This is a genomic window from Psychrobacter sp. K31L (assembly GCF_017942195.1).
Classification (GTDB): domain Bacteria; phylum Pseudomonadota; class Gammaproteobacteria; order Pseudomonadales; family Moraxellaceae; genus Psychrobacter; species Psychrobacter glaciei.
This window is the reverse complement of sequence record NZ_JAGKSC010000005.1, coordinates 238,596-257,891: the sequence shown is the minus strand read 5'-3', so window position 1 is coordinate 257,891 and position 19,296 is coordinate 238,596. Positions and strand designations below refer to the sequence as shown.

Annotated in this window: 16 protein-coding genes; 11 read left to right on the top strand and 5 right to left on the bottom strand. The window is 42.3% G+C overall.

The window, feature by feature from the left end; all coding sequences use genetic code 11:
* The first annotated feature begins 166 nt into the window (after window positions 1-166).
* The 3 genes from J5X94_RS10220 to J5X94_RS10210 all read left to right on the top strand — a co-directional run bounded on the left by J5X94_RS10220 (window position 167) and on the right by J5X94_RS10210 (window position 4,861).
* Window positions 167-580 (top strand): Ohr family peroxiredoxin, encoded by a 414-nt coding sequence (locus tag J5X94_RS10220; protein WP_189582612.1) that lies wholly within the window; start codon window positions 167-169, stop codon window positions 578-580.
* 317 nt (window positions 581-897) lie between these two features.
* Window positions 898-3,876 (top strand): DNA polymerase I, encoded by a 2,979-nt coding sequence (gene polA, locus J5X94_RS10215; RefSeq protein ID WP_210541179.1) that lies wholly within the window; start codon window positions 898-900, stop codon window positions 3,874-3,876.
* Between the two features lie 448 nt (window positions 3,877-4,324).
* Window positions 4,325-4,861 (top strand): hypothetical protein, encoded by a 537-nt coding sequence (locus J5X94_RS10210; protein WP_210541178.1) that lies wholly within the window; start codon window positions 4,325-4,327, stop codon window positions 4,859-4,861.
* A gap of 51 nt (window positions 4,862-4,912) precedes the next feature.
* Here the strand turns inward: J5X94_RS10210 and J5X94_RS10205 are convergent, their stop codons facing one another.
* Window positions 4,913-6,217 (bottom strand): right-handed parallel beta-helix repeat-containing protein, encoded by a 1,305-nt coding sequence (locus J5X94_RS10205; RefSeq protein ID WP_210541177.1) that lies wholly within the window; start codon window positions 6,215-6,217, stop codon window positions 4,913-4,915.
* Between the two features lie 196 nt (window positions 6,218-6,413).
* On the opposite strand from J5X94_RS10205, the gene J5X94_RS10200 reads away from it, so the two are divergent.
* A complete protein-coding gene (locus J5X94_RS10200) occupies window positions 6,414-6,746 on the top strand; it encodes a hypothetical protein (protein WP_210541176.1) in 333 nt (110 codons plus the stop codon).
* Window positions 6,747-6,847: 101 nt separating this feature from the next.
* Here J5X94_RS10200 and J5X94_RS10195 read toward each other — a convergent pair whose 3' ends face one another.
* Both J5X94_RS10195 and hemH read right to left on the bottom strand, forming a co-directional pair.
* A complete protein-coding gene (locus J5X94_RS10195) occupies window positions 6,848-7,687 on the bottom strand; it encodes a BPSS1780 family membrane protein (protein WP_210541175.1) in 840 nt (279 codons plus the stop codon).
* Between the two features lie 206 nt (window positions 7,688-7,893).
* Entirely contained in the window at window positions 7,894-8,913 is a 1,020-nt protein-coding gene (gene hemH, locus J5X94_RS10190; RefSeq protein ID WP_210541174.1) for a ferrochelatase, read from the bottom strand.
* 300 nt (window positions 8,914-9,213) lie between these two features.
* Here hemH and metX point away from each other — a divergent pair, with 300 nt between their 5' ends.
* The 6 genes from metX (at window position 9,214) to J5X94_RS10160 (ending at window position 15,303) form a co-directional block, all read left to right on the top strand.
* A complete protein-coding gene (metX, locus tag J5X94_RS10185) occupies window positions 9,214-10,719 on the top strand; it encodes a homoserine O-acetyltransferase MetX (RefSeq protein WP_201593274.1) in 1,506 nt (501 codons plus the stop codon).
* Window positions 10,716-11,333: a methionine biosynthesis protein MetW gene (gene metW, locus J5X94_RS10180; RefSeq protein ID WP_010201738.1), complete on the top strand. Its 618-nt coding sequence runs from the start codon at window positions 10,716-10,718 to the stop codon at window positions 11,331-11,333. The genes metX and metW overlap by 4 nt, the downstream gene beginning before the upstream one ends.
* Window positions 11,334-11,735: 402 nt before the next feature.
* On the top strand, window positions 11,736-12,317 hold the full coding sequence (locus J5X94_RS10175) for a tetratricopeptide repeat protein (RefSeq protein WP_010201739.1): 582 nt from the start codon (window positions 11,736-11,738) through the stop codon (window positions 12,315-12,317).
* A gap of 212 nt (window positions 12,318-12,529) precedes the next feature.
* Window positions 12,530-13,360 (top strand): AbiH family protein, encoded by an 831-nt coding sequence (locus J5X94_RS10170; protein WP_210541173.1) that lies wholly within the window; start codon window positions 12,530-12,532, stop codon window positions 13,358-13,360.
* 72 nt (window positions 13,361-13,432) lie between these two features.
* The gene (locus J5X94_RS10165; protein WP_228293226.1) at window positions 13,433-13,885 is read left to right on the top strand and encodes a hypothetical protein; all 453 of its coding nucleotides are present in this window, start codon (window positions 13,433-13,435) and stop codon (window positions 13,883-13,885) included.
* Window positions 13,886-14,217: 332 nt separating this feature from the next.
* On the top strand, window positions 14,218-15,303 hold the full coding sequence (locus J5X94_RS10160; protein ID WP_228293225.1) for a rhodanese-related sulfurtransferase: 1,086 nt from the start codon (window positions 14,218-14,220) through the stop codon (window positions 15,301-15,303).
* A 265-nt stretch (window positions 15,304-15,568) separates the two neighbouring features.
* On the opposite strand, the gene serA is transcribed toward J5X94_RS10160, so the two are convergent.
* Entirely contained in the window at window positions 15,569-16,795 is a 1,227-nt protein-coding gene (serA, locus tag J5X94_RS10155; RefSeq protein WP_194621246.1) for a phosphoglycerate dehydrogenase, read from the bottom strand.
* Window positions 16,796-17,131: 336 nt separating this feature from the next.
* Here serA and J5X94_RS10150 point away from each other — a divergent pair, with 336 nt between their 5' ends.
* A complete protein-coding gene (locus tag J5X94_RS10150) occupies window positions 17,132-18,574 on the top strand; it encodes an FAD-binding oxidoreductase (RefSeq protein WP_210541172.1) in 1,443 nt (480 codons plus the stop codon).
* A gap of 86 nt (window positions 18,575-18,660) precedes the next feature.
* Here J5X94_RS10150 and J5X94_RS10145 read toward each other — a convergent pair whose 3' ends face one another.
* A complete protein-coding gene (locus J5X94_RS10145; RefSeq protein WP_210541171.1) occupies window positions 18,661-19,287 on the bottom strand; it encodes a BLUF domain-containing protein in 627 nt (208 codons plus the stop codon).
* Window positions 19,288-19,296: the final 9 nt, after the last annotated feature.

The following is a 19,296-nucleotide window of genomic DNA, read 5'->3' as shown; positions in this document are numbered from 1 at the left end:
TATTGGTGAATGTTAAAAATATTCTCATTATCCATGCAAATGCTCACTTACAAAGTCGTAGCATATAGTTACGACTGACCTATGGAGCTAGACGCATAGTTTGTTATGCTTAATGGCTGATTGAATTTAATAATTATATAAATAAACCAATTACAAAGGATTTGTTATGAAAACTCTATATTCTACTCAAGCAACCGTCACTGGCGGGCGTTCTGGTAAGGCTAGTCTGCAAGATAGTGATTTGACCATTAACATGGTCGCACCGGGTTCAGGTAAAGACGGTAATAATCCAGAGCAATTATTTGCCATGGGTTATGCGGCTTGCTTCGATGGCGCACTTGCGGCAGTCAAAGGCGAAGAAAAAGCAAAATTTGACTCGACCACTCAAGTATCGGTAGATTTACGTAAAGGTGAAGGTCTAGACTTTCAATTGGCGGTGAAAATTCATGTGGCTGCTGAAAACACTGAGCTATCTGCCGATGAATTTCAAAAGCTGGTCGAAAAAGCCAATAAAGTTTGCCCATACTCGAAAGCCACACACGGTAATATCGACAGCGAAGTGACGTCAGAAGTAAAATAATTCCTGATCAATGACAGTATCAGTAATAGACATAAAAGAGCTCAGTTAACGCTGGGTTCTTTTTTTTCTTAAATTTTGGCCAAAAAATAATAACGCTATAGTGGATTCACTTTAAAACAGATACAGTGCGACTGAGATGAATTTTTCGTAGCCTCTGTGATAGCAGCAAGCAAGGAAAATTGATATCAGCCATACCGTCGCGTTTTTAGAATGTTTTGACTATAGAACCTATCATAACTTTTAAGCAGTTCGGCACACGTCATTTTTATCGTTATAATAAGCACATATTTCTATCTAATAGCTGATAAGTGACCTTTATGACTGATCCTATGACCGACTCCATTACCGACAGTGACCACAATTCCCATCAAGCGATTGATCCTACCGCTTTGCCAAACTTTGATACCATGCCCAATGTAGCGACCATGGACACCAGTCATGTGGACAGCAATCAGCCCCCTTTTATTTTGGTTGATGGCTCTTACTATCTGTTTCGCACTTATCATGCCTTACCAAAGACCATGCAAAACTCGCAAGGCCTGATAACCAATGCTATCCGTGGCACGCTCAATGCGTTACTCAAGCTGATGCGTCGTTATCATCCCACTCATATGGCGGTTTGCTTTGATACCAAGTCACCGACTTTTCGTCACCATATGTCTGCTGATTATAAAGCAGCTCGCCCGCCCATCGACATAGAGCTGGTAGAGCAGATTCCTTATATCCATCGCTTGGTGACCGCATTAGGTATTCCGCTGTTACGTATCGAAGGTGCAGAAGCCGATGATATAATCGGGACACTGGCGCATCGTGCGGTTGAACAAGGCCATCACGTCGTCATCTCAACTGGCGATAAAGACATGATGCAGCTGGTTAATGACTGCGTCATATTAGAAGACAGCTTTACTGGCAAAGTCACGGACACTCAAGCGGTCGTAGACAAACTTGGTATCACGCCAAACCAAATGATTGATTTTCTAACATTGATGGGCGATGCCTCAGACGGTATCAAAGGCGTCCCTGGTATCGGTAAAAAAACAGCAAAAGACCTACTCGTTGAGTATGGCGATATCGGCAATATGTTAAAGCATATTGGTTTTATCAAAGGTCGCGGTGCCAAAGGTTTGATTGAACATGCCGATGACATTCCGTTTAATAGGAAGCTTGCCACCATCGTGACAGACTTAGCTATCGGTCAAGATTGGAACGATCTGAAAATCAATACCGATCCATGTGCCCATATAGACGAATTACGCGAATTGTATAATGAGCTTGAGTTTAGAAACGAGCTAGCGTCTCTTGACCACCCAAATCATCCTGCAAATGGCTCGCAGAGTGTCGCTGACAGTCAAGCAGATGCTGAATCACAAGCGCAAATCGCTAAGTCGCTACAATCAAGCAAGATGGATAATATCAAAGACAGCCAGAATCCTGATAGAGCATGGCACACTGTTTTAGATGAGCCAGCTTTTGAGAGTCTGGTTCAACTACTAGAGGCTGCGCCGCATTTTGTCATTGATACCGAGACCACTAGCGTTTATTGGCGTCAAGCCGAAATCGTCGGCCTATCCTTTGCTGTGCAAGCACATGAAGCGTACTACATCCCGCTGACGCATAGTCTGGAAGGTGATGAGCTAACCGCTAAACAGCTCGACCGTGATACTGTTTTGACACGCTTAAAACCTATTTTGGAAAACCCAAACATTGGTAAAATCGGACAACACCTAAAATACGATGCGCATATTCTCAGTCATTATGGTATCGACTTGTTAGGTAGCATTCATGCTAGTCCTAATAATTGGGCGATGGATACCATGCTTGCCAGCTACGTGATTAATGCCGCTATCACTCGTCATGGCATGGATGATTTAGCACGCCATTATCTACAAACGCAAACTATCAGCTATGAAGACGTCGCTGGCAAAGGCGCTAAGCAAGTCACCTTTGATCAAGTCGCCATTGATATCGCTAGCGATTATGCTTGTGAAGATGCTGATATTACCTATCAGCTATTTGAGGTATTCAGCGTTGAGCTGGCGAACGATGCTAATAATGCCAAATTATTACATGAGTTAGAGATTCCAACGGCAGAAATACTGTGCCAAATGGAAGCGAACGGCATTCTTATCAAGCGTCCATTTTTAAACGAACTATCAAAACGCTTTGATGAAGAAATTATCGCGCTTGAAAAACAGGCCTATGAAATTGCTGGTGAAGAATTTAATCTTGGCTCACCAAAGCAATTAGGCGAGATGCTGTTTGAAAAGCTTGGCGTTGCTGGTGGTAAAAAAACCAAATCAGGCCAGTACTCTACTGGTGAAGCAGTATTGTCAAAAATAGACCACCCATTGGTCGATATCACATTGGAGTATCGCAGCCTATCTAAACTCAAGAGCACTTATACCGATGCGCTTGATAATGTCGCAGATAGCGAAACTGATCGTGTCCATACCAGCTATCATCAGGCATTGACCAGCACTGGGCGTTTGTCTTCGACTGATCCCAATTTACAAAATATTCCCATCCGTACGGCAACTGGTCGCCTAATTCGCCAAGCCTTTATCGCACCAGAAGGTCGCGTAATTCTCGCAGCGGATTATTCACAAATTGAATTGCGTCTCATGGCGCATTTTTCAGGTGATAAGAACTTAACTGACGCCTTTAACGAAGGGTTAGATATTCATGCTGCGACTGCCGCCGAAGTACTTGGCAAAGAGGTCGTAGATGTCACGCCAACTGAGCGCCGTAACGCCAAAGCCATTAACTTTGGTCTGCTATACGGTATGAGTGCCTTTGGTCTGGCTAAGCAGCTACAAATGAGCCGCAATGAGGCGCAAGACTATATCGACATGTACTTTGATCGCTATCCGGGTGTGAAAAACTATATGATCAATACTCGTGCCAGCGCTCATGAGCAAGGCTATGTCGAGACGATATTGGGTCGTAAACTCTATACCCCTGATATCACCCATAGCAACCGCATGGTCAAGCAAGGCGCTGAACGTGCGGCGATTAATGCACCACTACAAGGCTCAGCTGCTGATTTGATTAAGCTTGCTATGATTGCCGTCGATAAGGTATTGCCAAAAGAGCAAGCTAAGATGCTGCTACAAGTCCATGATGAATTGGTGTTCGAAGTCGATGCCGATAAGGTCGATGAGATTAGCCAGTTGATTACCGATGCAATGCAAGATGTCTTAAGGACGACAGCCGTGGAAAAAGGCTGGAACGTCAATTTTGCAGTGCCATTATTGGTCGAGACTGATAGTGGTCAAAACTGGGATGAGGCGCATTAATTACAGACTGTCACTCACTTAGACCTGAGATAAGTGGTCTTTAGATGCTTAGAAAAAGTAAAAATTTCTAATAACCAAGACTACAATGAATGATTAGGGCGTGTCTTCATTTCAAAAATGGTGATAAAAATGAGATAAATTGCCGTCAAACAAGAAAAATAGTGCAGATAATATCGGGATATTAACCAGCTATTTGACGATGTTTGGCAAGATTTAGCCATTTTTAGCCCATTCAGATGACTATCGAGTGAATTGAAGACACGCCCTAACTATTATTCATATTAACAATCACTTATGACCAGTTGGTTATATTTTATAACGGTAATATCTCAGTATAGGCGTTATAATGGTGGCACATTAAATCATAATTATTCATTCATTATTTTTTGCTTTGAAGTGAGCCTTTGCGCTCACTTTTTTGTTTTTAAAAAATCGGGAGTCATTTATTTTGAGTTCAGATGGCATCATTGAAGCCCCTGGCATTATACTGTTGATAGCATGTCTATTGCGCAGCTCGCAGTATGTTATACAGAGCCATGTCAGAAAAATTAAGGCTTTTTGGTTGGCAACAGTGCTGGTTTTTGTCGCTGTTATTCGTCGAGAGTTGAACTATCTACCAGATTTACTGGTTCCCAGTGATTTTTCATTTCTCAATCAGTCTTATGACTGGTGGGAGGACGCAGCTCTTTTGATCCTGTACCTGACGAGTGTCGGTTTGCTGATTTACTCGAGGCGTTATCTTTGGGCAGTACTAAAAAATGTTGATGTGTCGCTCTATCTTGGCGTCGCCACATTGGCGATATTACAATATATGGGAGAGAACGCTATTGTCTTCCCTCACACTTTTGGTGGGATAGTTGAAGAGCTGGCTGAAACCCTTATTTATTTGATTGCCTTGCTGTATTTATGGAAATTTACATTAAGCGACTTTGAATCCTGCCTGTTGCACAAGTTAGATCATGGATTGAGCCACGCCAATCACTAAAACTGTCAGTGTGGTGTTTATGGTTTATTAATATTGCTTAAATATCTACGGCTACTCAATATGGGTAGCCGTTTTGCTTGCAGCGCTAATCTCAATGGCTTGTTCGATAGATTTATCGATAAAGGTATTGTTTTTAATCTGCGTATTTATTATTGCTCCGACTGTGCTTTGTTCACGAATCTCAGAACCAACACTGATAGGTAAGCGGACGTTTGCTGCGAACTTATTGCCCTTAATCAGCGTGCCGTCATTCTCTACGATAATCCCCTGCTCGACTTGCTCAAAACGGTTATTAATGATCTGATTGTCTTTAGCACTGTCTAAATGATAGCTGGCAAATGGCGTTTGCTTAACCAAATAAGCACCGCATTCAAAACCTTTCAGGTTGCGCGACTGTCTGGATGCCACCCACACACCAACTGGCTCATTTTCAAAATTATTGTTGGCGATAATATTGTCACGGCTCGATTCAGTACGTTTAAAATGGTTGCCCCGCGTCGGGTCATCGGCGTGCTCGAAGCAATTGCGATATAACAATATACTGCCTGCGCCATTATGGATAAATTGATTGTTTTCGATACGATTGTTGCTCGATGAATCGACGGCGATAGCTTCACGATTGGGTTTAAACGTACGAAAACCATTCCCGACGAACACAGAGTTTTTAATCACGTTATCGCGACTACCAAACTCTAAATAGAGCCCAACGGTGCCTGCGTTTTGGATATGCACTTTATCAAAAGTGATGTCATGCACATGATCGCCGACGAACATCCCACTATTGATACTATTGCGACTGCTGACATTAATGACGCGGATATTACTTGGCGCAAGAGCACGGTTGGCAGCAGGGTTGATAAAGCCGCGCGCGTAACGCTGATTGGGATTGCTATATTGGCGAATGTGCAGCGCATGACCGTAGCCCTCCACATGACAATTGGCAACGGCAATATTGTCGATAGCCACATCCGCTTTAGGCTTAATGGTAATCGCACTGGCCTTTGATGGGTCATCAGCCGTAGTACTAAGCCGTGCGCCCCGACAGTCGAGTGAGCTGTTTGAGTGGTTTAGCTCAAAACGTATCGACTTGCCTGTCAAATCACAGCCGTTACTGAGTGCGCTATGACCTTTTACCGTCACTGTCTGCTTAGGTTTCAATGGTGCACAATTTATTATCGTCGTAGCTTTTGGCAGCTTGGCATCGATTATAAGCGGCGGCTGTACATGACTCGTTTCTCTCATACCCTCAGGATTGATAAAAGGCAAACGTTCGCAAGCTGTCATGCTCACCGTGACACCCATCAATGAGGCTGTTATTAACGAGAATGTGAGTAAACCTTTCTTGCTGGCGACCATTAAGCACCTCTTATTTATTGTCTGTCTTACATTTTTTGAACATCCTGTGACACCTTACTACTATCAGTAGCTATCATAACGCGTCACACTAACTTTGATAAATGAATCTTGATAAACAAAATCAACAATAACAGCTGATAACTATCTAATAATAACCGCCGATCTAATAATAACCACCAATAATAAGGAAACCACTATGGACAATTCAAAGAGTCCGCTACCAGAAAATATGGATCACATTGAAGGTGATACAAACATCAATGATAACAGTCAAGAAGTGAATCTAGACAATCCTATGCTGCACACGATTGATAATGATGATGTGATTGACAATAGTGCTGGGTTTGATAATTCAGAAGTCGGTACAGATGCCACGCAAGGACTAACGCCCATGCATCGCCAAAATATCGACGAATCACGTGTCGATGAAATCTTAGTTCAAGACAATTTAGATGACAGTGATTATCCAGATGCGATGGATATCGCTGATAGAGAGGCAGCAGAACGTAGTAACGATGACTCTTTTTAGAACAACTCTTTAGTCATAAAAAATCCCGCTCGATAGCATTGAGCGGGATTTTTTGTTTCTTAGAAGGTGCTTAAGTTTTAAGGTTTTATCAAATTCAAAAACTACACTGCTGACACTGGCTGATCGGTCCAAACATCTCGGTAGCTGGTGTAGTAAGTGAGCAACATAATTGGCAGTATCAACAATACACCCAGTCCCAAGGTCAGCATAGTCAGGATAGGTAATAACAACACTGATATTAAACCATACACTAAGATAGGCACGACATTAACTTTGCCTGCTTCAAAGCTTTTTTTCATGGCGGTAATGGGCTTGAGGTTATGTAGTATCACTAACGCTGGCGCAAACCACAGTGCCATATAAAGTGGGATTATCAGTAGCATAGACAACAGATAACCAAGGAAAATACTTCCTAAAGAGATATCATTCATCATTCCGTAACTACTACCCATACCGCCTGTCATCATAGAAAACATCATACTACCCATAGCGATAAACAGCGGAATCATACAAATAATAATACCCACTAAATATAATAAGCCAAGGATTAGTAAGGGCTGCCAGTGACTTTTAAATGCTGAAAATAAATGATCAAAACGCAGCTCTGCCCCTTGCGATTGAGCTGCTGCACCTTTAATAAAGCCCCCAAGAAACATAAATAGAGTCGGTATGATCAGGATATTTAATAAAGGTATTGAAGAAGCAATGCCAACGATTATTAGAAATGTCACACTCATGCCAAACCATAATAGTGGTTGATCTTTAAACAGCCCAAACGCTTTAACAATCCAGCTCATGCCAGCCGCTGCATCACATTTTCTTGGACTTGCCAATAACTGCGGTAATAGGCCGCCATACTCATCAGTTGGTGGTAAATTTGGTGGTTGTCCGTTAGGTTTTTGTAGAGACACATTGGATTGTGAATGGTTAGAGCTGGACATAGTCATCCTTAAAGATAAAGCTAAGCAAATATAAAGCTAGCAAAGGTTTTAAATAGTTGTTTGGCATATTCTTACACACTGATAACGAATACCCCAACTTTATTTCATTCTAGTCAATTTCATTCCAGTCAATTCAATTAAAACCATTTAGGCAAAAAAATACCGGATGTTATGTCCGGTATTTTTTGATTTGCAAATTTAATCAATTAAGCCCAACCATCCAAAGTGCCTGCCCAACCTTTGACCAATGGCGCACTCATGGCTTCTAACAAACCTATGTGCGCCTCATCAGCATTCAGCGCTGGAATATAGTGATACTCTTGCCCCCCAGCATGAAGAAAGTTCTCACGGTTCTCAATCGCCAATTCTTCTAAGGTTTCTAGACAATCCGCTGAGAACGCTGGACTGAGAATTTGTACTGATTTTACACCTGATTTAGCCCATTCATCGAGTATAACGTCGGTATAAGGCTTAACCCATTCTTGCTTACCAAAGCGTGACTGAAAGCTGATAATCCATTCATCATCTTTTAGGCCCAGCTCTTGTGCCACTTGCGCTGCGGTACATTTACAACGTCTAGGATAAGGATCGCCTTTATCCATATACGGCTGCGGAATACCGTGGAAGCTAAACATAAGCTTGTCAGGTTTGCCATGTACCGCTTGAAAGCGACGAATACTATCCGCTAATGCTTTGATATATAAAGGATGCGCGAAGTAGTCTTTAACTATCGTAATATTAGGCAAGTTACGCTGCTTTAGAGACCATTTAGTAATGGCATCGTACACTGCACCCGTTGAAGTCGCTGAATACTGTGGAAATACGGGTAACATCACAAAGTGGTCAACGCCTTCGCTACGCAGTTTGTCCATCACATCGGGCAAACCTGGATTACCATAGCTCATTGCAGAATGGACAGAAACGCGAAATGGTGCAGCCTGCTCAGCCAAACGCGTATCTAACATCGCTACTTGTTGGTTCAGGATATTGCGCATTGGCGAGTCACCATCCCAAATACTGGCATAAGCTTCTGCCACGCGTTTAGGACGGCTTGGCAACACAAACAGATTCAGGATAATCGCCCACAGGAATTTTGGGATTTCAATCACACGCGGGTCTGATAAAAACTGCTTTAGGTAGCGACGTACCGCAGGCGCTGTCGGCTCATCAGGCGTACCAAGGTTGACCAATAGAACAGCAATACGTGGGGGCAGTTTTGGTTTCATAAAGTACTATTTTATTATTAGGTTGATTAAAAAAGAATATAGGATAAACGATTATTAGTGTAGCATTTTATAGCGCGATAACGCATGGTAAAAGTAGCAACCCTACAATTTGATACGCACTGAATTTTTACTGTGCGCGAAAGGCTCAACTCGAAGGTTGTGCTCATCCTCGCATCGCCATACAATAGGCAAGCATATTGCCGTCCTATTTTTTATTGATAATTGTCGTCTTGCGAGGTAGCTTTGAACGCACGTCCTGATAGTACTACCAGTGACCACTCCCCAAAAGATCACGCTCATGTGGATAGCTCAGTCGATACAGTTGGCTCAGTTGGAATCGTCACACCACAGAACTTCCATTTCGCTGAACCCTTGACCTTGGAGTGCAATCGAACCTTGCCCTCGTTTGATTTGATGGTAGAGACTTATGGCACCCTCAATAGCGATAAATCAAATGCGATATTAATTTGTCACGCCTTATCTGGTAACCATCATGCGGCAGGCAGGTATAGTGCCCATGATAAAAAGGCAGGCTGGTGGGACAATATGATTGGCCCCAATAAAGCCATCGATACCAATCAATTTTATGTGGTGTGCCTCAATAATATCGGCAGCTGCTTTGGCTCGACAGGTCCAACGACGATTAATCCAGACAGCATCGATTCAGAAAAAGCAGACAACGCTAGCGCATCAGAAGTTTACGGCCCTGACTTTCCGCTAGTCACCATCAAAGACTGGGTCAAAACCCAAGCCATGCTCTCAGACCGTCTCGGTATCGATGTTTGGCATGCTATCGTCGGTGGCTCTATGGGCGGTATGCAGGCGCTGCAATGGTCGGTCGATTACCCTGAGAGGCTGAAACGCTGCGTGGTCATCGCCAGCACACCGAAGCTCTCCGCACAAAACATTGCCTTTAATGAAGTGGCGCGGCAATCTATTCTCTCCGATCCTGATTTTAAAGACGGGCGTTATTTACAAGCTGGTACTTATCCTCGTCGCGGATTGATCCTCGCACGGATGGTTGGTCATATCACCTATTTGACCGATGATGCGATGAAAGCCAAGTTCGGTCGTGATTTAAAATCTGGCAAATTTATGTATGGCTATGATGTCGAGTTTCAGGTTGAGAGCTATCTACGCTACCAAGGCGAGCGCTTTAGCGAAAACTTCGATGCCAATACTTATTTGCTTATGACCAAAGCGTTAGACTATTTTGACCCAACGCGTGGCTATCTGTCAGTACAATCATCCGTACAGCCATCAACCCAGTCAATAGCACCATCAGTAGACTCTACAAATCCGTCGGAGTCTGGAGCGCTACTTGAAGACTCAATCGCGGCATCTGTCGAAACGACCAAAAATGCGACCGAAGAATCCGCTAAATATGAGCTTGCAGATGACTTAGCTACTGACAATGTCGCCACTGAAAACTTAAAAACTGATAACTTAAAAACTGATAATGAAACCGACAATGACAATGACGCTCAAACTGACAATGAAATTGATCGTCAGCAAGAATTAGCGGCGCTCAAAGCGGCCTTCGCCCATACTCAGTGTCAGTACTTAGTGGTGTCGTTTACCACCGATTGGCGCTTTGCCCCTGAGCGTTCGCAAGAGATTGTCGATGCCTTAATGGCGACTGGTAAACCCGTCAACTATATCAATGTCGATGCACCGCATGGTCACGATTCCTTCTTATTCGATATCCCCCGTTATATGGGTGCCGTCAGAGGGTTTTTGACCGCGCCATTTATCACGGACAGTCAGTCAAAAAACAGCCATCAGAAAACTGGAGAGCGCTCATGAGAATGGATCATCAATTGGCTGAGCGTTGGATTGCCCCGCAGTCCCATGTACTAGACTTAGGCTGTGGCAATGGCGAATTGCTCGCGCATTTACAACAAAATCGCGGCGTGACGGGATATGGGCTTGAGATTGACGAAGAAAAAATCAATGATGGTATCGCCAAAGGGTTGTCCATCATTGAGCAAGATCTGAACGATGGTCTCGCGCGTTTCGCTGATGATAGCTTCGATACCGTCGTCATGGCGCGTGCCCTGCAAGCAGTCAAGTCACCAGATGTACTCTTGCTCGATATGCTGCGAGTTGCCCGCGAAGCAGTCATCACCTTCCCTAACTTTGCCCATTGGCAAAACCGGCTGCATTTAGGGCTTAAAGGGATGATGCCAGTTTCAGAAGCGCTGCCTTACGAATGGTATAACACACCGAATATTCATCTATGTACCTTTAAAGACTTTGAGCAGCTTTGTGCCAAGCATGACATTCATATTATTAACCGCTTTGCCGTTAGTGATTCAGAAAAAGGTCACACACCGCTCATGAAAGCATTGATACGCCAAGCGCCAAATCTGCTGGCAGACGTCGCTATTTACCGCGTGACCAAACAAAAACCCGTATAGTCATAGGCAATTCTACTTCCTTTTAAGCTATCTAGTGATGGCTAATAAACACCTTTTTAACCTTAATACATTGTTAATTCTTTATTACCTCTTAGTAACTCTATGATTTTGTTGAGGACGCTAAGGTAGTGTTGAGGATTAAATCGTGTAATTAGTATTTGAGTTTCGTAAGTTTGGGTGTTAAGCTAGCAAAATAGTGTCAACCGCACCCTGATTTCGACCGTTTATCGGTCCGACTAACGGTGATTGCGACACTCAACGATTAATTATATTGCTAATAATTAGGTAGGTTTATATCGCAAGATTTCACCTAATTGTTATCACCGTCTAACTGTCTTTAGCGAGACAATGTTTAGCGGTACAACTCTTTTTGCCTATTAACTGCCTAATTTTGGAGCTGCTATGAAATTATTAAAAGCTGCGTTGTTCACTGCCTTGTTTTCTTGTGCCGGCCTTGCCAACGCTGAGTTAATATCAAACGTGCCACTTGATACCTCACGTTTTGAGCTAATGCCTGTCAGTGAATTGTCTAATCGTGCTGCCCAAGGCAACGATCACGCTCAGTTTTACTTAGCCAAACGTTTGCAAAAAGGTGAAGGCATTGCCCAAAACACCCAGCAAGCCATCCAATGGTATACCAAAGCGGCTCAGCAAGGCGTTGCCCCTGCTCAGTTGAATCTTGCCATCATGTACTTGCGCGGTGAAGGTGTGCAGCCTAACTTGCAACAAGCGAAAGTTTGGTTAGAAAAAGCCGCGATGCGTGGCGATAACCGTGCCAGCTATACGCTTGCTTTGTTAGATGAGAAGCAAAAGAATTTAGTCGATGCTTATAAATGGTACGACTTGGCTGCCCGTGATGGCATGCTAGATGAAAAAGTCCGTAACAAGGCTCGTGGTAAAATCGGTCAGTTGGCATTGAACTTATCAAGCTCAGATATCGCTAGCGCTCGCAGCAAAGCGGATACTTGGTTTCAGAGTAAGTAAATCTAGCAACATACAGTTTTAGTTTGAAAATAAAAAATCCAGCCTTTGAGCTGGATTTTTTGTGTTTGGTGCTATAGTTAGTTTCTGTTATTAAGCAAAGTGATATGAGCCTAGATAGATTTGGACTAGAAGGAACTACTAGTTCTATATAGATCAAAATCAATGTCCTTAAAAAACAGATATTGTATAATAAAAATCTAAGGAACATTCGTATGAGTGGAACAAGAAAAATACTAATATTAGGTAATGGGTTTGATTTAGCTCATTTTTTACCGACCAAGTATGACCATTTCATGCACGCTATGCGTAATGTGGAAGCCTATAGTCAAGATACTCCAATGACTTTTCAGGAATTATATACAGACTTAATAAGTAATGAAAATTACTTCTTTGGAAATACTATCAACTTCTATAAGACTGAGGATGTAGTCTTACCGTTAGAAAAAGTTAAAGAGCTTCAAGATAAATTAAAAAAGAATGGTTGGTTTCAATATTTTAAAAGCTATATTGATAGTGGTATTGACACATGGATAGACTTTGAAAATGAGATGGAGACAGTGCTAGATGCTGTTTGTCATATGATTACTGAAATAGAAAGCAATATAGAATACTTTGTTTCAACCCTAGATAAATCTAAATCTTTTCTTAGTACTGACTTATTTAATATTCAATTAATAAGGAAATATCCATTTTTACATGACATTCTCTGCAAATTCTCTATAGCAGATGAAAATGACATAGCAGATGGTAGAGGATTAACTATAAATTCAAGCTTCATAAAGTATTATCAAAATAATCCTTTGAATATTGATGAATCAAAGATATTTAAGTCTCTAGAGCTACAATTGATTCAGTTTATAGATATATTTTCAAATTATATTGAGTTTATTAACAGACTAGAATCAAATCTAGAGTTAAAAGTACCTAAAGTACTCGAAGACAAGCTAGAAATGATTTATAGCTTTAACTACTCATCCACTATTAAGCGTTTATACAAACATACAAATATTAAATTTTTACACGGAAAAGCTGGTGAAAAATAAAGTAATAAAATTGTCTTAGGCATCTCAGATCTAGAAAACAGACTATTGAAAGATGAGAGGGCATATGGATTTGTGAAGTATTATCAAAAAATGGTAAATAATACTGATTATCAGTTTCTAAAACCTAAGTCATTGATAACAGAAATAGAAGAGCGAAAAGTAAAAAATGAAGGCTTTGAGTTCTGGCATCCCATTGAAATTTATATTTGGGGTCACTCCTTAGACTCCTCTGATAGTGACTACGTTCATGAAATATTTTCATTCAATAATGGTATAGAAAATTCAATTAGAGTGATTGTGTACTACTACGATAAACCGCACGCTCAAATGGCCAATTTAATATCAATTTTAGGTAAAGATATCGTTGAATCATGGATGAAAAATGAGTGGTTAGAGTTTATACGAATGCCTGATATATATAAATTAAATTTTGATAAAGATTATTTAGATAGTAGTACGAGTGAGTTTTCTAGATCTGTCTCTAAACCAATAATAGAATATAAACCTATAATCATGAGCTTTTAATCTAAATAGGAGTTACACAGAATTTGGTATGCTCCCAAGCAGGATAATACTTTGAAAACCCAAATATATCCCTCAAGCACAGCGAGGCTTTCTATTCAAAATCTTACCAAAATTTGCTACACTACCCGCGCATTAGCCAATCCCACAATTGGGCTAGTGTTATACCTCATTCTAAACCAGCCAAGTCTATTTCAAATGAATGCGATATAAGGAAGCCGAGCACAGATTGTACCCAAAGTACATCAAGCGAGGATGACACCATAGCGTGTTTATTAGAATAAGACTGTTAACCCAACGCACTAGGTTTGCGACCTAGCCAGCAGGAGAAACACATGAGCATCACTCAAGACAAAAGCATAGATAACAATATCCAAGACAACACGGTAACTGATAACAAGTCAGCCCCCGTTTACGATAGCGTCACCAATAATATCGTCGTTGCCGCTCTTTATAAGTTCACGCGCTTTGCTGACTTTGAGCAATACCGTGAGCCAATCTTAAATACCATGCTCGATAATGATGTCAAAGGAACTTTGTTGATTGCCGCTGAGGGCATTAACGGGACGATTTCTGGTACGCGCCAAAGTATTGACACCGTCCTTGACTACCTGCGTAGTATCGAAGCGATTGGCAGTTTTACCTTTAAAGAGTCTTATACTGATGCTCAGCCTTTTTATCGTACTAAGGTGAAGCTCAAAAAAGAAATCGTCACGATGGGTGTCGAAGATATCGATCCTTTGCAGTCGGTCGGTCGCTATGTAAAACCAAGCGAGTGGAATGCGCTAATCTCTGATCCTGAGGTTATGCTCATCGATACGCGTAACGATTATGAGGTAAAAATCGGTACGTTTCAAAATGCGGTCAACCCAAATACTGAGACCTTCCGTGAGTTCCCAGAGTATGTAGCAAAAGAGCTTGACCCAGCGAAGCATAAAAAAGTTGCGATGTTCTGTACGGGTGGTATCCGCTGTGAGAAATCTACCGCCTACTTACGAGAGCAAGGATTTGAAGAGGTTTATCATCTAGAAGGCGGCATCCTAAAATATCTAGAAGAAGTCCCTGCCAGTGACTCTATGTGGCAAGGCGATTGTTTTGTCTTTGACAATCGCGTGTCGGTCAATCACAATTTAGAAAAAGGCAGCTATGAGCAATGCTTCGCTTGCCGTATGCCCATTACTCAAGATGATATGCAAAGCTCCGCCTATATCAAAGGTGAGTCATGTCCGCATTGTATTGAGAAGGCAACCGATGAGCAAAAAGCGCGATTCCGTGAGCGTGAGCATCAAATGCAGCTGGCACAAAAACGTGGCGAAGCGCATATCGGTAGTGACGTGATGGATGTCATAGAAAAGCGTAAAACAGCTAAGATAGAAGCACGCCGCCAAGCGGAAGAAGCCAATCACAACAAAGCCAAATAAGTCGATATCTTAATTAGGGCCTGTCTTCAACTCACTCAATAGTCATCTAAATGGGCTAAAAATGGCTAAATCTTGCCAAACATCGTCAAATAGCTGGTTAATATCCAGATATTATCTGCGCTATTTTTCTTGTTTATCGCCATTTTTGAAATGAAGACACGCCCTAGACTTTGAAGGTATAAAAAAAAGAGAGGCTCTAATTAATAGAGCCTCTCTTTTTTGTGCTTACTGTCTACAACTGTAAAGTTACGACACAAACGTCACTCTAGAATAAAATACGTACGCGAATCGTCTCTTCTACGTCTTTTAGCTGATCTAACGCAGCGGTCGAATCATTATAATCGACATCCATGACCAGATAGCCGACATCGCCTTCCGTCATTAAGCTCTGTGCCAAGATGTTGATATGCGCTTCAGCAAACAAGCGGTTAATCTGTGACAGTACGCCCGGTACGTTTTTGTGAATGTGCAGCAGACGATGCGAGTTTTCTTTGAATGGAACAGACACTTCTGGGAAGTTAACAGCGGTCGCCGTATCACCTTGATCAGAGTATCTGACGAATTTATCCGCCACTTCCAAACCAATATTAGCCTGTGCTTCTTGGGTTGAACCACCGATATGCGGCGTCAAGATAACATTGTCAAATTTACGTAGTGGTGACTCAAACTCTTGATCAGCAGATTTTGGCTCTTTCGGAAACACGTCAATCGCCGCGCCCAATATTTTACCAGACTCAAGCACAGCAGCTAGGTCATCAATTTCGACGCACGTACCACGTGCAGCATTGATAAAGTAACTGCCTTCTTTCATTTGAGCGAATTGTTCAGCTTTCATCATATAGCGTGTGCTTGGGACATCAGGTACATGCAAGGTCACGATATCAGCCGTTGATAATAACTCTTCTAAGTTACTTACTTGCACGGCATTGCCTAATGGCAACTTGGTGACAGCATCATGATAAATGACTTTCATACCGAAGCTTTCTGCCAATACTGACAGTTGTGAGCCGATAGAGCCGTAACCGACGATACCGATGGTCTTACCACGCACTTCATGCGAGTTGGTGGCAGACTTACCCCAACCGCCGCGATGCACAGTCGCATTCTTTTCAGGAATGCCGCGATACAGCATAATAGCTTCGGCCAATACCAGTTCAGCCACCGAGCGGGTATTTGAGTATGGCGCGTTAAAGACTGGAATACCCAGTTCACGAGCAGCTTCTAAGTCTACTTGGTTGGTACCGATACAGAAGCAACCAATACCGATCAGCTTGTGCGCATGCTCAAGTACTTCACGAGTTAGCTGCGTGCGCGAGCGAATACCAATAAAGTGAGCGTCTTTAATCTTTTCGATCAGCTCATCTTGATCCAGCGCGTGACTAATATTTTCGATGTTATGATAGCCAGCACCTTCCAATACTTTTAGAGCATTGGCATGTAGACCTTCAAGCAATAAAAAACGTATTTTGTCTTTCTGTAGTGATAACGCCATATGAGAACTGTCCTATAATTGTCTTATAAAAATCATCAGTGGGATAAGTCTGAGGGATGAAACGAAAACAGTCCCGATATCTTACACAAAATTCGACGTCGATGTTAGGAGATTAGATGAATTATTGGTTATCAAGCCTGAAAAATTTTTATGCTATAGTGAATCATTCTGTTTGAAACTGACCAGACCATTTTTTTGTGATTTACAACCTGCCATATAGACAGATTATCACCTACTTATTACCATCACGAGCTGACTGATCACTGAATTTAGAGATATTTCGTTATATAATAGTCAACCCCAGCATCGTGTTTACGCTAATATTGAGATTTTACCATGACGCCAACTACCGCTCAGCCTACACCCGAAACCAATACAGCTGCCGTCCAAGCTATTTTGAGTACTTTAATTGATACTCATGAATTTGATGCCAGCCAAATCAAAACCGACGCTGAGAGCTTAGAACATTGGGGCAAGGACTGGACCAAGCACTTTGCGCCAGCTGCTGCTGCCATTGTCTTTCCAAAAACTACCGAGCAAGTGCAATCTATCGTACTCCTTGCCAACGAGCACAACGTTGTTCTGACTCCAAGTGGCGGTCGTACTGGACTGTCTGCTGGCGCCGTGGCTGCTAATGGTGAAATCGTCGTCAGCATGGATAAAATGAACCGTATCGGACAATTCTATCCTGCGGATCGCATGGTCGAGATTGAAGCAGGTGTGGTCACTCAGCAGTTGCAACAGTTCGCAGAATCAAAAGACCTATATTACCCTGTCGATTTTGCTTCAGCAGGATCAAGTCAAATCGGTGGCAATATCGGCACCAATGCTGGCGGTATCAAAGTGATTCGTTACGGCATGACCCGTCAATGGATTATGGGACTGACTGTGGTCACGGGTAAAGGCGATATCTTGCAGCTGAATCGCGGTATGGTAAAGAACGCCACGGGTTATGATCTGCGCCAATTATTTATCGGTAGCGAAGGGACACTAGGGTTTGTCACCCATGCACAGATCAAGCTTGAGCGTCAGCCACAAGACTTAAACGTCATGGTGCTCGGTATGGACAGCTTTAACGATGTTATGAATGTATTGTCTGCCTTTCAAGCGCAGATTGATTTAACGGCATTTGAGTTCTTTGATGACGTGGCGATTGATAAGCTAATGGCACATGGTCAAGTACAAGAGCCATTTGAGTCGCGTACCAAGTTTTATACATTGTTAGAGTTTGAAGCACCATACGAGCCGATCATGGATAAGGCGATGGCGATATTTGAGCATTGTATGGAGCAAGGTTGGGTCGTCGATGGGGTGATGAGTCAAAGTCTCGCGCAGGCAGAAGAGCTATGGAAATTGCGTGAGTATATCTCTGAGACCATCTCAGTATTTACCCCTTATAAAAATGATGTCTCTGTACTGATAAGCCATGTGCCTGAATTTATCACCAAGATTGATCACATTGTCAGCAGTAACTATCCTGACTTTGAAGTGTGCTGGTTCGGTCATATCGGCGATGGCAATTTGCATCTGAATATCTTGAAACCTGAAAACATGAGTAAAGATGATTTCTTTGCAGAGTGTCAGATCGTCAATAAGCACGTGTTTGAGACGGTACAGAAGTATGGCGGCTCAGTCTCTGCTGAGCATGGCGTAGGTATGACCAAAAAGCCTTATTTACACTACAGCCGCAGCGAGACTGAGATTGATTACTTACGAGAGGTCAAAAAAGTTTTTGATCCCAATAATATTATGAACCGTGGTAAAATTTTTGATATGTGATTGGTATTTTAATCGCTTACCTCAAACAAAAAGACGCTAAACTCAAAAGTTAGCGTCTTTTTTAGCTCAGCTATAAAACTTATAATTTATAAATACAACAGTATCAGCGCTAATACCAGCAACATACTCAAAAAGCCTTGAACGATTAAAAAGGCCTGATGCGGTGCCGCAATATGACGAAACATATTTCCCAGTGCATTATAAGTAATGCCAGCGGCTTTTATATGTGGCGGGCTGTCAAACGTTTTGATAATCTGCAAAAATTGCTCCGTACGCTTCGAGGTCCAGCCATGCGGGGCAAACGGTAAAAAAGGCGACAACTGCGTGGCTTGCTTCTTGGTCGCTGGTGACCACAACCAACGCTCCAAAAATAGCAGGCGCATACGCCAATCAGCAAAGCTACGCTGATCGATCACTCGTAATAGCAAGACTTGCACATTTTTATGACGACTATCGGCAAAAATACGCTTTTGCAAAGCCAGCACGTTTGATTTTTTACCCTCAATACATTGTAAGAAATGACCATTGCCATAACATAAAGTACCCGTAATGCCATGCTGCTCATTATAGTCCCGAGCATGACCTTCTACTTCATCAAATATTGAGGCTTTTAAGCGCGTACTGAGGGTGATACTACTGACATACACCAATTGAACCAATGCTGAATCCTCTACTGTTTCTAGAGGGTCGACCGTATGTGTCAAGGGTGCCATAAAATAATC

What these genes read in the sequence shown, in the direction of transcription:
- J5X94_RS10220 (WP_189582612.1), top strand. Translation starts at nt 167, where the DNA reads ATGAAAACTCTATATTCTACTCAAGCAACCGTCACTGGCGGGCGTTCT.
- polA (WP_210541179.1), top strand. Translation starts at nt 898, where the DNA reads ATGACTGATCCTATGACCGACTCCATTACCGACAGTGACCACAATTCC.
- J5X94_RS10205 (WP_210541177.1), bottom strand. Translation starts at nt 6,217, where the DNA reads ATGGTCGCCAGCAAGAAAGGTTTACTCACATTCTCGTTAATAACAGCC.
- J5X94_RS10200 (WP_210541176.1), top strand. Translation starts at nt 6,414, where the DNA reads ATGGACAATTCAAAGAGTCCGCTACCAGAAAATATGGATCACATTGAA.
- J5X94_RS10195 (WP_210541175.1), bottom strand. Translation starts at nt 7,687, where the DNA reads ATGTCCAGCTCTAACCATTCACAATCCAATGTGTCTCTACAAAAACCT.
- hemH (WP_210541174.1), bottom strand. Translation starts at nt 8,913, where the DNA reads ATGAAACCAAAACTGCCCCCACGTATTGCTGTTCTATTGGTCAACCTT.
- metW (WP_010201738.1), top strand. Translation starts at nt 10,716, where the DNA reads ATGAGAATGGATCATCAATTGGCTGAGCGTTGGATTGCCCCGCAGTCC.
- J5X94_RS10175 (WP_010201739.1), top strand. Translation starts at nt 11,736, where the DNA reads ATGAAATTATTAAAAGCTGCGTTGTTCACTGCCTTGTTTTCTTGTGCC.
- J5X94_RS10170 (WP_210541173.1), top strand. Translation starts at nt 12,530, where the DNA reads ATGAGTGGAACAAGAAAAATACTAATATTAGGTAATGGGTTTGATTTA.
- J5X94_RS10160 (WP_228293225.1), top strand. Translation starts at nt 14,218, where the DNA reads ATGAGCATCACTCAAGACAAAAGCATAGATAACAATATCCAAGACAAC.
- serA (WP_194621246.1), bottom strand. Translation starts at nt 16,795, where the DNA reads ATGGCGTTATCACTACAGAAAGACAAAATACGTTTTTTATTGCTTGAA.
- J5X94_RS10150 (WP_210541172.1), top strand. Translation starts at nt 17,132, where the DNA reads ATGACGCCAACTACCGCTCAGCCTACACCCGAAACCAATACAGCTGCC.
- J5X94_RS10145 (WP_210541171.1), bottom strand. Translation starts at nt 19,287, where the DNA reads ATGGCACCCTTGACACATACGGTCGACCCTCTAGAAACAGTAGAGGAT.